The organism is Gelidimonas diazotrophica (assembly GCF_055694025.1).
The window spans coordinates 2,672,144-2,684,858 of the sequence record NZ_CM146349.1; the positions used below are offsets into that span (position 1 = coordinate 2,672,144).

Annotated in this window: 13 protein-coding genes; 7 read left to right on the forward strand and 6 right to left on the reverse strand. The window is 55.8% G+C overall.

Annotated elements, in window-relative coordinates; genetic code table 11:
- Positions 1-262 precede the first annotated feature (262 nt).
- From KGFNPO_RS12395 to KGFNPO_RS12410, 4 genes are all read left to right on the forward strand, one after another.
- On the forward strand, positions 263-1,804 hold the full coding sequence (locus KGFNPO_RS12395; protein WP_472631573.1) for a methyl-accepting chemotaxis protein: 1,542 nt from the start codon (positions 263-265) through the stop codon (positions 1,802-1,804).
- A gap of 45 nt (positions 1,805-1,849) precedes the next feature.
- Positions 1,850-2,242, forward strand: coding sequence for a YybH family protein (locus tag KGFNPO_RS12400; protein WP_472631574.1), 393 nt, complete (start codon positions 1,850-1,852; stop codon positions 2,240-2,242).
- A gap of 416 nt (positions 2,243-2,658) precedes the next feature.
- The gene (locus KGFNPO_RS12405) at positions 2,659-4,194 is read left to right on the forward strand and encodes a BCCT family transporter (RefSeq protein WP_472631575.1); all 1,536 of its coding nucleotides are present in this window, start codon (positions 2,659-2,661) and stop codon (positions 4,192-4,194) included.
- Between the two features lies 1 nt (position 4,195).
- On the forward strand, positions 4,196-4,888 hold the full coding sequence (locus KGFNPO_RS12410; RefSeq protein ID WP_472631576.1) for a MarC family protein: 693 nt from the start codon (positions 4,196-4,198) through the stop codon (positions 4,886-4,888).
- A gap of 473 nt (positions 4,889-5,361) precedes the next feature.
- Here the strand turns inward: KGFNPO_RS12410 and KGFNPO_RS12415 are convergent, their stop codons facing one another.
- Positions 5,362-6,054 (reverse strand): Bax inhibitor-1/YccA family protein, encoded by a 693-nt coding sequence (locus KGFNPO_RS12415; protein WP_472631577.1) that lies wholly within the window; start codon positions 6,052-6,054, stop codon positions 5,362-5,364.
- Between the two features lie 31 nt (positions 6,055-6,085).
- A complete protein-coding gene (locus KGFNPO_RS12420) occupies positions 6,086-6,445 on the reverse strand; it encodes an HPF/RaiA family ribosome-associated protein (protein WP_472631578.1) in 360 nt (119 codons plus the stop codon).
- Positions 6,446-6,542: 97 nt separating this feature from the next.
- Between KGFNPO_RS12420 and nhaR the strand changes: the two genes are divergently transcribed.
- The 3 genes from nhaR to KGFNPO_RS12435 all read left to right on the forward strand — a co-directional run bounded on the left by nhaR (position 6,543) and on the right by KGFNPO_RS12435 (position 8,467).
- Positions 6,543-7,454, forward strand: a complete 912-nt coding sequence (nhaR, locus tag KGFNPO_RS12425) for a transcriptional activator NhaR (protein WP_472631579.1) — start codon at positions 6,543-6,545, stop codon at positions 7,452-7,454.
- Between the two features lie 137 nt (positions 7,455-7,591).
- Entirely contained in the window at positions 7,592-7,954 is a 363-nt protein-coding gene (locus tag KGFNPO_RS12430; protein ID WP_472631580.1) for a PXPV repeat protein, read from the forward strand.
- Positions 7,955-8,170: 216 nt separating this feature from the next.
- Positions 8,171-8,467 carry a hypothetical protein gene (locus KGFNPO_RS12435; protein WP_472631581.1) on the forward strand — a complete coding sequence of 99 codons (297 nt, stop codon included), beginning with the start codon at positions 8,171-8,173 and terminating at the stop codon, positions 8,465-8,467.
- A 51-nt stretch (positions 8,468-8,518) separates the two neighbouring features.
- Here KGFNPO_RS12435 and KGFNPO_RS12440 read toward each other — a convergent pair whose 3' ends face one another.
- From KGFNPO_RS12440 to KGFNPO_RS12455, 4 genes are all read right to left on the reverse strand, one after another.
- A complete protein-coding gene (locus tag KGFNPO_RS12440) occupies positions 8,519-9,640 on the reverse strand; it encodes a sugar phosphate nucleotidyltransferase (protein WP_472631582.1) in 1,122 nt (373 codons plus the stop codon).
- Positions 9,637-10,326: a phosphoribosyltransferase gene (locus KGFNPO_RS12445; protein ID WP_472631583.1), complete on the reverse strand. Its 690-nt coding sequence runs from the start codon at positions 10,324-10,326 to the stop codon at positions 9,637-9,639. The genes KGFNPO_RS12440 and KGFNPO_RS12445 overlap by 4 nt, the downstream gene beginning before the upstream one ends.
- 230 nt (positions 10,327-10,556) lie before the next feature.
- Complete coding sequence (locus tag KGFNPO_RS12450; protein WP_472631584.1) at positions 10,557-10,895, reverse strand: P-II family nitrogen regulator; 339 nt, start codon at positions 10,893-10,895, stop codon at positions 10,557-10,559.
- Between the two features lie 42 nt (positions 10,896-10,937).
- On the reverse strand, positions 10,938-12,551 hold the full coding sequence (locus KGFNPO_RS12455) for an NAD+ synthase (RefSeq protein ID WP_472631585.1): 1,614 nt from the start codon (positions 12,549-12,551) through the stop codon (positions 10,938-10,940).
- Positions 12,552-12,715: the final 164 nt, after the last annotated feature.

Consider the following 12,715-nt stretch of genomic DNA (forward strand, 5'->3'; position numbering starts at 1 on the left):
ACTTCTTGTAAACAGTCGTTTTATCGACGATCCCAACGTGTATGTTTCGTCGACTTATAAACATCACGCGTATTCGCCATTTACCTCTCCATTTACCTCGCCTTTTAGCTCTGCATCAAGCACAATCCCGCTTGGCTTTCGCGTTTCTCAAGAGCATCATTAGAGGCTGATATTTCTTGTTCTATGAAATTTTGGGTTAGCGCACTAAATTGACAGTACCACCTATGACAATCGTTGCTTTTTTTGCAAAATTCAGGCTAATATGAAAATTTGGGTACAACTCTTGGTTACCATCGGGATCTCGCTGATTGTTGTCTGGTCAGGCGTGATCATTTGGCAAAATTATGTCTCTCGCGAAGTCGCCGTTGATCAGGCGCGCGGTTTTTCCCTTAGCATGCATGAAGTCACCATGGCCGGACTCACCAGCATGATGGTCACCGGCACGGTAAAAGACCGTGCCGTCTTTCTCGACCAAATCAAGCAACTCAATTCCATCCGCGATGTGCGTGTCATACGCGGCGATGGTGTCAGCAAGATGTTCGGAGTCGGCACAGCCAAGGATATATCCACTCCGGACGCACTCGAAAAACAGGTGCTGGACACTGGCAAAGAAATCATTCGCGTCGAATCCGACAGCAACGGCGAATATCTGAGGGCGGTGCGCCCGACTCTGGCCCAAAAAAATTACCTCGGCAAGAATTGCATAATGTGCCACCAGGTGCCAGAAAATACTGTGCTGGGTGTCGTCAGCATGAAAATCTCGCTGGACGAAGCCAACGCGGCCTTGTCCAGGCAGCGCCTCAAATTGATTCTCGCCGCCATTCTCACTTGCATTCCGGTGCTGCTCCTGATCTACCCTTTCATTCGCAAAGTCGTCACGCAGCCGCTGGAAGCGGGAATACGGATCGCCAATGGCATCGCCGCCGGCGATTTGACGCAGGAAATCGAAGTTAACTCGACCAACGAAATGGGGAAACTGCTGCAAGCGTTGAAAGACATGAATGGAAGTCTGGTGCGGATCGTGGGCCAAGTGCGCCAGGGAACCGATACCATTTTCAGCGCTTCCAGCGAAATCGCCAGCGGCAACGCCGATCTTTCCTCCCGTACCGAATTACAAGCCAGCTCACTGGAAAAAACCGCTTCCTCGATGGAAGAACTGACTTCCACCGTCAAGCAAAATGCCGCTAATGCGCACCAAGCCAACCAGCTTGCCATGTCCGCATCGGAAGTCGCGGTCAAAGGCGGTGCGGTCGTCTCGCACGTGGTCGACACCATGGAATCGATCAATGCTTCGTCCAAAAAAATTGTCGATATCATTGGCGTGATCGATGGCATCGCGTTTCAGACCAATATTTTGGCCTTGAATGCCGCAGTGGAAGCCGCCCGCGCCGGCGAACAGGGGCGCGGCTTTGCGGTTGTCGCCGCCGAAGTGCGCAGCCTGGCGCAACGTTCGGCCGCAGCCGCAAAAGAGATCAAGGGCCTGATCGGGGACTCGGTCGAAAAAGTCGATACCGGCAGCGCGCTGGTGCATCAGGCCGGCGCCACCATGACAGAGATCGTCGACAGCATCCGACACGTCACCGACATCATGGGCGACATCAGCACAGCGAGCAACGAACAAACGGCAGGCATCGAGCAAGTCAACAACGCAATTATCGAGATGGACAACGTCACCCAGAAAAATGCCGCGCTGGTGGAAAAAGCCGCCGCTGCAGCACAATCCCTGCAGGACCAGGCAGGTCACCTGGAACAGGTCGTCAGTGTCTTTAAATTGGAAGTGAAGCATGACGAGGTAAATAGTTAAGTATTGGTTTGAATAGATTTACCTTCCGGCATTCGAGGAGTCCCGATGAATTCTGATGAACAAGCCATTCGCAATCTCGTCGCGCTTTGGCACAGCGCGACCGCTGCCGGTGATATTGATACCGTTCTCAATCTGATGGCTGAAGACGTTGTCTTCCTGGTGGTAGGACATCCGCCGATGCGAGGTCGCAGTGCGTTCGAAAGCGGGCTTCGCGCTCTGCTCGCCAAGCATCGCATCGAGTCCACTGGCGACGTGCAAGAAGTCGAAGTTTCAGGCAGCCTCGCCTACTGCTGGACGAATCTCAAGGTCCGAATCATCCCGCTCTCCGGTGGAAGTGCTACCGTCCACACTGGCAGCGCGATGTCTATTCTTCGCAAGCAGGCGAGTGGCGCGTGGGTAGTAGTGCGGGACGCCAACATGTTGTCTCCGGCAGCGTGAGCCCGACCATTCCAGGCGAGAGTCGCAACGTGAAAACTAAGCCCTAATTTTTTAAAGCGTTGTTTGCGTTACTCATAAGCATTTTTATTTCGGCGCAGTCGCTTGCCGATAATGAAATTTCCAGTTTCGCCTTGGTGCAAGACGATGGTTCGCTGAAAATTAGCGGAATTCTCATACACTTGTACGGCGTCTACATTCCGCCCACCGATCAAACCTGCGTTACTTTCATTAGACCGGTAGCTGGTGGGAGCGGCGCATCTTTAGCCCTCGATTTTAAGATCGGCAGTGACTTTGTGCGCTGCCAGCAAAAATTTTCAAGTTTGTACGGCGAAATACACTGGTGGCGTCTTAAGCTAGAATGTGGCCCGGCTCGTGCCCAAGCTGCGAGTCTACGACGGAAATTTTAGGAGACCATGATGCAGTTAATTCTTTCGGCCGGATCGATCCTGGTCATTGTGTTGTGGGGCCTGCTGGCGCCAGCCTCCCTGAGCGGGGTGTTCGACCAAGCGCTCGTATTCATCACCCGCAACTTCGGTTGGCTTTATCTCTGGGTTGTGCTGGGACTCGTGATCTTGGCGATCATACTGGCCTTCAGCCGCTACGGTGACCTGAAGCTCGGCGGCGAAGACGACGAGCCCGAGTTCTCGATTGGCGCCTGGTTCTCAATGCTGTTCGCCGCCGGCATGGGCATCGGACTGGTGTTCTGGGGCGTGGCCGAGCCGATCTCGCATTTCGGCGCAGCGCCGCCCGGCCTCGTCGCAGGCACACCCGAGGCGGCCAACGCCGCCATGCGCTACAGCTTCTTTCACTGGGGACTGCACCCGTGGGCGGTGTACAGCATCGTCGCACTGGCGATCGCGTTCTTCCAGTTCCGTCGCGGCGGCGCGGCGCTCGTCAGTACCGCGGTCGAAGCGCTGCCGTGGCGCTTCGCGCAGCATGCCTCGGTGCTGGTCAATGTGCTGGCGGTGATCGCCACTGCGTTCGGTGTGGCGGCATCGCTAGGCATCGGCGCATTGCAGATCAACAGCGGCTTGCACGCGGTTTTCGGTTTGCCGGTAAGCAATGCATCGCAGGTCGGCATCATCGCGGTAACGACTGCGCTGTTCCTCGTCTCGGCGGTAACGGGTGTCGAGCGCGGCATCAAGTGGCTGTCCACCTTCAACTTGCTGGTAGCGGCCGCACTTGCGTGCGCGGTTTTTGTGCTGGGGCCGACGGTGGCGATCATCGATACTTTCACCAACACGCTGGGCAGCTACATGAGCGAATTCGTGCGCATGAGCCTGCGCATGACGCCGTTCCGCGACAGTAGCTGGGTCGGCGGCTGGACCGTTTTCTACTGGGCCTGGTGGATCTCATGGTCGCCTTTCGTCGGCTTGTTCATCGCGCGCGTGTCGCGTGGACGCACGATCCGCGAGTTCATCATCGGTACTGTTCTCGCGCCTACGCTGGCGGCTTTCGTCTGGTTTTCGGTGTTCGGCGGCACCGCGTTGTACATGGAGATCTGGCAGGGCGTGCCGCTCGCCGAAGCGGTGAAAACCGATGTGTCGACGGCGCTGTTCGCGATGTTCAATGCGCTTCCAATGGGCGGCCTGATGTCGGGCGTGGCCACCGTGCTGGTACTGGTCTTTTTCGTTACGTCAGGCGACTCGGCCACGCTGGTGCTGGGCATGATGAGCACTGGCGGCAATCCAAATCCGCCAGCCCGGGTCAAGGTGCTGTGGGGCTTGCTGGTCTCCGGCATCGCGATCAGCCTGCTGCTGGCGGGCGGCTTGAAGGCGGTGCAGACGGCGACGATTGTGTTTGCGCTGCCCTTCACCATCGTCATCGTATTGATGGCGGTATCGTTGTGGCGCGGAGTACGAGAAGATTGGCGGGAAGAACAGCGGCAAGAGAAGCTGCTGCGCCGGCGCATGCGCGAGATCGCCTCGAAGCAAACCGAGTTGGAGCGCTGACATGGCAGTCGAATTGTTACTGGTGCTTGGCAAAAGCTTCCTATTCGTGCTGGCGGCGATCCTGCCGATCCTCAATCCCGCTGCGACTGCACCATTTTTCCTCGGCCTGACCGAGGGTGCGTCGGCCGCCACGCGGGCGCTGCTGGCACGGCGCATCGCGCTCAACGTATTGGCCCTGCTGGCGGGTTCAATGCTAGTCGGCTCCTACGTGCTGGCTTTCTTCGGTATCTCGCTGCCAATCGTGCGCATTGGCGGCGGAATGATCGTGGCCGCGAACGCATGGCGGTTGCTCAACGCCAGCGCTGTCGGCGCAGATAATCGCACCGAGCTGGCCGAAGCCTTCACCGCCGAACAGGCCAGCAGCAAGGCCTTTTACCCGCTGACGTTCCCGATCAGCTGCGGCCCGGGGTCGATCGCGACAGCGATCACGGTCGGCGTTGCGCTGCACGACGAAAATCTGCCGCTGTCACTGGCGCGCACGGGCGGCGGCGTACTGGCGCTGCTGGTGATCGGCTGCGTGCAGTACCTGGCGTTCCGCTACGCCCAGCGCCTGCTTAAGCCGCTGGGTGAAGCTGGCACCGTCATCTTCCTGCGTCTGTCCGCCTTCATCCTGCTGTGCCTGGGCGTACAGATCGTCTGGGACGGCGCCAGCGAACTGCTGCGTAGCGTGCTGCTGGCGCCGGGCGCCAGTTGAACGAGTCGCGCTGCATGCTCCCGCGCCGTCGAGGCATCGCCTAGCCAATTGGCCCGGCGCGGAATCAACCGGCCAGCCAATGTGGCACATGACATCAGAAGAAGTATGAATAGCGATGGGCCTGCCGACGACTGCCGGCAGGCCCCTTTTGATGCATCCATCAACACATCCGTGAATACCTCCAACCTCCGTGGAAATTATATTTACTATGATGGGTATATCTAAAAACATGTAGTTTTCCGCATATATCTATTAGTAATATAAAATATACTCCATTAATTTTGAATAGGCTTCGAACCTTCGCTGGCACTTTGGCAGCGGTTCCGAGGCACTCCATTGCCACTCTTTTTTCGTGCTTTTCGTGTCTTTCGTGGACAAATGCTTAACGCCAGTGCTTAAAAAAACCGCCGCTTGTTGCCAAGCGGCGGTTTGTGGAGGTTTAAAAAACGCAGGCCAACTTTCGGCCGCTGCTTTTAATCGCTGCTATTGGCAAATCCAAGCAACTGCAGCAGGCTGGTGAACAAGTTGAAAATGGTCACAAACAGCGTCACTGTCGCCATCACGTAGTTGGTTTCGCCACCGCGGATGATTTCACTGGTCTGGTACAGGATCAGGCCCGACATCAGCAATACGAAGACTGCCGATACCGTCAGCGACAATGCCGGAACCTGCATGAAAATGCCTACCAGTCCAGCCAGAAACGCGACCAGAATACCGACCGTCAAAAACCCGCCCATGAAGGAAAAATCGCGCTTGGAAACCAGCGCATAGGCTGACAGCCCCATGAATATGGCTGCGGTGCCGCCCATTGCCATCATCACTGTCTGGCCGCCGTTAGGCAACTTCAGATACATGCTGATGATCGGCCCCAGCGTGTAACCCATGAAGCCGGTCAGGGCAAATACCAGGGCGACGCCGAGACCGCTATCGCGGTTTTTGGTGACCAGATACAGTAGCCCGAAGTAACCCACCATCGTGATGATGAGGCCAGGATGCGGCAATCCCAATGCGATAGAGGCTCCAGCGGTTAATGCACTGAAAGCCAGGCAGACGGAAAGCAGCATGTACGTGTTGCGCAGCACCCGGTGCGCAGAAGCGTCCAGTCCCAGCGTGGCTGACGAAGCCGACGTAATATTGGTACGCATGTCATTAAATCGATTATTCATGTTTATTCCTTTTTGATAATTTCAAACAAATTCAGGCAAATTCCGGTAACGGCATCGTGTGCTTCGTGTGCGAAAACGACTTCGCCCGAGACAAAAGCCGCTGCACCGTGTAAGCCGCCCGATGGATCGCACGGTCAATTGTCGCATTTATAGTATGCCCTGTTTCTGTAACGACGATATCAGGCAGGCCCGGCACGCTCAACTTGATCAGGCAACGCTTGTCGGCTCCACCCTTTGGGCCATTTACATCGCTGATATGGACCGTCACGGCACGAATATTGTGCCGAATCCTGTTTAGCGCAAAATCCAGCCGACGTGTCGCATAATCGCGTAATGCACGGCTCGTTTTCAAACCTTTGGCAACGCCCTTGGCAACAATAACTGGCTTCATTGTGGACTCCTGTCGTTATTCACCAGTTCATGCTATTGGGTTTCTACCTCATGTAAAAGCGAAGATAACATGAATATTACTTCATAAAAACTGAACTATGAAATCAACTGGATTAAATTTTCACCACCTGTACTACTTTTGGGTGGTCGCCAAGGAAGGCGGCGTGACGCGCGCCGCCGAGCGGCTCGGGGTCGCGGTGCAGACCATCAGCATGCAGCTCAGCCTGCTGGAGCAATCGATCGGAAAGTCTTTGCTTACTCAGCAAGGCCGCCGGCTGGTGCTGACCGAAGCCGGCAGAATGGCGCTGGGTTACGCCGACCAGATATTCTTGCTCGGCGAACAAATGCAGGAAGCGCTGGCCGAAAACGATATCGGCCGCACCATTCGTTTAACGGTGGGCATTTCCGACGCCCTGCCGAAACTGGTCGCCTACCGCTTGCTGGAAGCAGTGCTGCAGATGCCGGACCGGGTCAGGCTGACGTGTTATGAAGGCAAGTTCGAGTCCTTGCTGGCCGACCTCGCCTTGCACAAGCTTGATCTGGTGCTAACCGATCGCCCTGTCAGCCCGGGCACCAGTTTGCGGGTGTTCAGCCATTTGCTAGGCGAATGCGAGATCATGCTGTTTGGCATCCCCGCTCTCGCACAGAAATATAAAGAGGGCTTTCCGGCCAATCTGAACGGCGCGCCGCTGCTGATGCCCACCCGCAATAGTGCGGTTCGCGGCCAAGTCGATCAATGGTTTGAACTGAACGACCTGCATCCGGAGATCGTCGGCGAATTTGAAGATAGCGCACTCCTCAAGACTTTCGGGCGCAGTGGGCTGGGCTTGTTTCCGGCCCCATCGTTGCTGGCCAAGGACATCGAAGTGCAATTCGGCGCCGTGCCCATCGGAGATTTGCCGGGTGTGCAGGAACAGTTTTACGGCATCCTGACCGAAAGGAAAATCAAGCATCCTGCGGTGGAAGCGATTCTCTCGGCCGCACATGCGAGCTTTGTCAAACCGGTCTGAGCACGTAAATGCGTAGTTGATGGTCGAATTCGCCTTTGCGCTTACAACTTGTTACAGGGCTTACGCATTGATGCTGGCGCTGTCCGGCGATTCGGACTTTAATAGAATCATATCGGAAGAAAACCAAGGAAACCAACGTGAAAAAGTATCTCACCTTTGCAGCCGGATTATTGACTTGCGCCAGCCTGATGCTGACTAGTGTGCCGGCGTTCGCCCGCTCCGACGTCAGTGTTGGCATAAATATTGGTATTCCGGGCATTTATCCGGGAGCGGTGTATGTGGAACCGCAGCCGGTCTATGTTGAACCGCGGCCGGTGTACGTACAACAACAACCGCGCGTGATCTATACCCAGCCGCGTCCGCTTTATATAGAAAGGGGTCCGGTGTATTACCAGGGGCGGCAATGGGAGGATAGGGAATATCGCGGTCGCCACTGGAAAGACAAGGAACATCGTGGCGGCCATGAGAAACATCGTGGTCATGACCGCGACGATGATTGATAAGCGCCTTTGATTGGATGCATCAGGGTGCATAAAGTTACCCACATCTTTTGTGGATAACTTTGTGTGTAACTATAATTCAAAGTTTCAAGTTATTGAATATAAACGATTTATATTGATTGTCTATAAATCAGGCACTTGTACTAACACTTGTACTAAAGATGTTGAGCAGCGTCGGAAAGTATATAACTGCCGCATTTGTCAAGAGGTCCAGCCATGAAAACATTAGCAAAACGTTTGGCACTTTGTCTCATTACGCTATCCACCTTGGGCGGCTGCGCAGTATATGGACCGCCAAGCTATCCAGCCACCTATTACGACACAGACCCTTACAGCCAGCCGCAGCCGGTATATGCAGCGCCGCCCGTTTATGCAGCGCCGATGTATGTGGGGCCACCATTATTCCTCAATTTCGGATTTCGATCCGGCGGCGGTCATCGTGGACATGGGGGTGGCTTTCGCGGCAATGGTGGCGGTCGCGGCTTTGGTGGCGGCGGTCGCGGTCACAGGTAAGCAGTCACACTCTGCATTTACCGTAGTTGCATCACGATTACTGAGATGCATCTACGGGCGCGGCAACTGGCGCCGGTCGCGCGCGTTACCCCAGTCGCACAAACCCAATTCCGATATATGGTGCATCTCGCCATTGCGGTCTACGCTGTAATTCTTGAAAACGATTTTTTCATGCAACTGCGCGTTGGATGAGATCCGGGTGTATTCAAACAGCACACTGCGCACCACCTCGGCACCGGCACAAAGATGGCTGCCGTGTCCGATCCAGGTCGGGCCTACGATCTTGCAGCCAGCCTCGATATGCGAACCCGAACCGATATACACCGGTCCCTCGATAACCGTGCCTTCCCAATCGATGCGGGTATTGAGCCCGACCCAAAGCCCCTCCTCGATCTGCAATCCCGGCATATCCATCTGCGCCAAGCCGCCCGTCATGACGCTTTGCGAGACCGACCAGAAATCCTTGACGCTACCGATATCGATCCAGTTGAAACGGCGATTCTGCGCATAGAACGCGCCTCCTTGCCGCGCCAGTAACGGGAATAATTCCGAACCGATATCAAACACCTGGCCCGACGGGATCAGATCAAGCACTTCCGGCTCGAAGATATAAATGCCGGTACTGACATGGTTGGACAGCGCGTCTTGCTGCCGGGGTTTTTCCTGGAAGGATTGAATCCGGCCATCGGGGTCGGCCACCACCACCCCATAGTCAGGCACTTTATCCCACGGCACTTCCTTGGTGATGATGCTGGCTAGCGCGCCCTTGCGCTTGTGTTCGAACAGTGCCGACTGGATATCGAGGTCGATCACTGCGTCGCCGCACAGAACGATCGTGGTTTCATCGAAGAAGCCGCCAAATTCCTGAATCTTCTTCATGCCGCCAGCCGAGCCGAGCGGTTGCGGCACCACTTCGCCGGCGTCGTTGGTATAGCCTTCGAACGAGTAGCCGATATGGACCCCGAACTGATTGCCGTCACCAAAGTATTCTTCGATCTTGTCGTGCAGATAACTGACGTTGACCATGATTTCGCGCACGCCATGCTGTGCCAGATGCTTGATCAGATAGGCCATTACCGGCTTGCCAAGGATCGGAATCATCGGTTTCGGCAAATCGTAGGTCAAAGGCCGCACCCGTGTACCCTTGCCGGCAGCCAGAATCATTGCTTTCATGAATTCCTTTCAGGAGCGTTTTTTTGTGCGCTTTGCGCGGTGTGCGTCGATTGTTGCAGGATCGCGGCGACCTCGGTGTCATCCACCGCGGTAAAGTCGCGGTAAAACTGGCTTACCGCACGGAAATCGGCCACTGTCAGCAGGCACACCACCGCATCGGCAAAAGGCGCCACGGCCTTGATGCTCTCGGGAGGTGCGACGGGAGTAACGCAAATGAGTGTGTCGGGGTTTTGCAAGCGGACTGCCTTAAGCGCCGCAATCATGGTCGAACCGGTTGCGATGCCGTCATCCAGCACCAGCACGATGCGCCCCTGCGCACTGATGGCGGGCCGGCGCGGCAGGTACGCGCTGCGGCGTTTTCGCATCAATTCCATCTGCTGCTGTTGTTCCGCTGCCAAGCTGGTGGCGTCGATGTCGCTGACATCCACCTCCAGGTTCATAGTGGTGTTGCCGGCTTCATCGATCGCACCGATCGCATATTCCGGATTGCCGGGCGCTCCCAGTTTGCGCACCAGCACGATATCAAGCTCGCCACCCAAACGTTCAGCAATGATCTTTCCCATCGGCACCGCTCCGCGCGGAATGGCGAGAATGAGCGGATTACATCCTCGATATGCCTGCAGGCAATCAACCAGTTTTTCTGCAGCATCTGCGCGGTCTGCGAAGCCTTGAAACGGTGTATGCATGGCGCTTGATCTCCTTCACACCAAGAATAGTGGCGACAAACCAGACTGTGTTGCGCATCCTCAAACCCGGCGCAAGCAGATGGACAGGTTGCGGGCGAGTCGAGTCTAAGCCGAATGCCAGCGGGCCAGCGGACGTATACCACCGCGCTATCCTTCAGTTTTTTGGAGGATAAAAAAATCCGGCCTGAGCCGGATTGCTTGTTTTGAAGTTCAAATTTTTCAAGTTCAAATCAAACCGCATCCGGCCCGGTTTCGCCGGTGCGGATGCGCACCACTTGCTCGACATTCTGGACAAAAATCTTGCCGTCGCCGATTTTGCCGGTGCGCGCCGCCTTGATCACTGCATCGACCACATTTTCAACCACGCTATCGTCGACCACGATTTCGACCTTTACTTTTGGCAGAAAGTCGACCACGTACTCGGCGCCGCGGTACAGCTCGGTATGGCCTTTCTGGCGGCCGAAGCCTTTGACTTCAGTTACGGTCAGGCCGGCGACGCCGACTTCAGCCAGCGCTTCGCGGACTTCATCCAGTTTGAACGGCTTAATGATGGCGGTAACTTGTTTCATGGGGGCTCCTTTAGGGTATTGTAAAAACGGTGTAGTGGATGATTATTCGGAAAAGCGGGAAGTAATAGGATAGCGCCAGTCGCGCCCAAACGCTCGGTGCGTGATGCGGATGCCTACCGGTGCCTGACGCCGCTTGTATTCGTTGATTTTGATCAGGCGCGTGATGCGTTCCACGTCTTCCTGGCGGTAGCCTGCAGCGAGAATCTCGGCAATGCTCAAATTCTGCTCCATATACATCTGCATGATGGCGTCCAGTATTTCGTAAGGCGGCAATGAATCCTGATCGGTCTGATCGGGCCGCAACTCGGCCGATGGCGCACGGGTCAGAATACGGCTTGGAATGACGTCCGACAGAGTATTGCGATAATCGCACAAACGGTACACCAGCGTCTTGGCGATGTCCTTGATCACCGCGAAGCCGCCCGCCATGTCGCCGTACAGGGTGCAGTAACCGACCGCCATTTCGCTTTTGTTGCCGGTGGTCAGCACAATCGTGCCGTGCTTGTTCGACAGCGCCATCAAAATGGTGCCGCGGATGCGGGCCTGAATGTTTTCTTCGGTGGCGTCTTCCTTGAGTCCCTTGAATTCCTCGGCCAAGGTAGTACGGAAAGCGTCAAAGCAATCGTTAATCGGAATTTCATCGTAGCGCACGCCGATCCGGCGCACCATTTCACGCGAATCCAGCCACGAGATATCGGCCGTATACGGGGACGGCATCATCACCGTGCGCACGCGGTCGGCGCCCAGCGCATCGACTGCAATCGCCAGCGTCAGCGCGGAGTCGACTCCGCCCGAGAGGCCGATAAGCACGCTGGGAAAGCCATTCTTGCCGACATAATCGCGCACGCCCAGCACCAGCGCCTGATACACCTGGGCCTCGATTGGCAACGCATTGGCGACATGGCTGCTCTGCGGCACGCCATCGACGAATTCGATTACTTGCAACGCTTCTTCGCAATGTGGCAATTGCGCGCAAACGCCACCGGCGGCATCCATCACGAACGAATTTCCGTCAAAAATCAGTTCATCCTGGCCACCGACCAGATTCGCATACACCAGCGCCAAGCCTTGCGCGCTGACGTTTTCGCGCATCACATCAAAGCGCACGTCCTGCTTGTTCATGTGATAGGGCGAACCGTTTGGAATCAGCAGCACTTGCGCACCTGCAGCCCTGGCGCGCAACGGCGCATGCGCAGACCAGGCGTCTTCACAGATATTGATGCCGAATGCAACACCTTTTACCTGGAACACCAGCGGCGTGTCGTCCGAAGAAAAATAGCGCTGCTCGTCAAACACGGTGTTATTCGGCAATGCGAACTTGCAATAGGTCGCCAGCACCGCGCCATTGACCAGCACCGAGGCCGCGTTGTACTGCGCGCCATCGCGCATGATCGGATGGCCGACTACCACATGCAAGTCCTGGAACTGGGCCAAATCGGCTGCCAGCGCCGCGAACGTTGCAGCGGTTTTTGCGTAAAATGCCTGACGCAGCAGCAAGTCTTCCGGCGGATAACCGACCAGGGATAGCTCGGGCGTAAGCACGATATCGGCGCCCTGCACGGCAGCGCGGCGGGAAAAATCGAGGATTTTGGCACGATTGCCGGCCAGGTCTCCGACGATGCTGTTGATTTGGGCAATGGCGACTTTAACTGTCATGATAAAAAATAATGGAATCCGGCGAATGATGCTGCAGCAATTGCACAGCGCATGAGTTATTTAACTGATATTACGTATTGTCCACGAAAGACACGAAAAGCACGAACCGACCTCCGTACACAGTGTATTTCGAAAAAACAGGGTGTATCACCATTTTCATGGCA

Bases quoted from the DNA above. Each gene is read 5' to 3' on its own strand.
- KGFNPO_RS12395 (WP_472631573.1), top strand. From the start codon at position 263: ATGAAAATTTGGGTACAACTCTTGGTTACCATCGGGATCTCGCTGATT.
- KGFNPO_RS12400 (WP_472631574.1), top strand. From the start codon at position 1,850: ATGAATTCTGATGAACAAGCCATTCGCAATCTCGTCGCGCTTTGGCAC.
- KGFNPO_RS12405 (WP_472631575.1), top strand. From the start codon at position 2,659: ATGCAGTTAATTCTTTCGGCCGGATCGATCCTGGTCATTGTGTTGTGG.
- KGFNPO_RS12410 (WP_472631576.1), top strand. From the start codon at position 4,196: ATGGCAGTCGAATTGTTACTGGTGCTTGGCAAAAGCTTCCTATTCGTG.
- KGFNPO_RS12415 (WP_472631577.1), bottom strand. From the start codon at position 6,054: ATGAATAATCGATTTAATGACATGCGTACCAATATTACGTCGGCTTCG.
- KGFNPO_RS12420 (WP_472631578.1), bottom strand. From the start codon at position 6,445: ATGAAGCCAGTTATTGTTGCCAAGGGCGTTGCCAAAGGTTTGAAAACG.
- nhaR (WP_472631579.1), top strand. From the start codon at position 6,543: ATGAAATCAACTGGATTAAATTTTCACCACCTGTACTACTTTTGGGTG.
- KGFNPO_RS12435 (WP_472631581.1), top strand. From the start codon at position 8,171: ATGAAAACATTAGCAAAACGTTTGGCACTTTGTCTCATTACGCTATCC.
- KGFNPO_RS12440 (WP_472631582.1), bottom strand. From the start codon at position 9,640: ATGAAAGCAATGATTCTGGCTGCCGGCAAGGGTACACGGGTGCGGCCT.
- KGFNPO_RS12445 (WP_472631583.1), bottom strand. From the start codon at position 10,326: ATGCATACACCGTTTCAAGGCTTCGCAGACCGCGCAGATGCTGCAGAA.
- KGFNPO_RS12450 (WP_472631584.1), bottom strand. From the start codon at position 10,895: ATGAAACAAGTTACCGCCATCATTAAGCCGTTCAAACTGGATGAAGTC.
- KGFNPO_RS12455 (WP_472631585.1), bottom strand. From the start codon at position 12,551: ATGACAGTTAAAGTCGCCATTGCCCAAATCAACAGCATCGTCGGAGAC.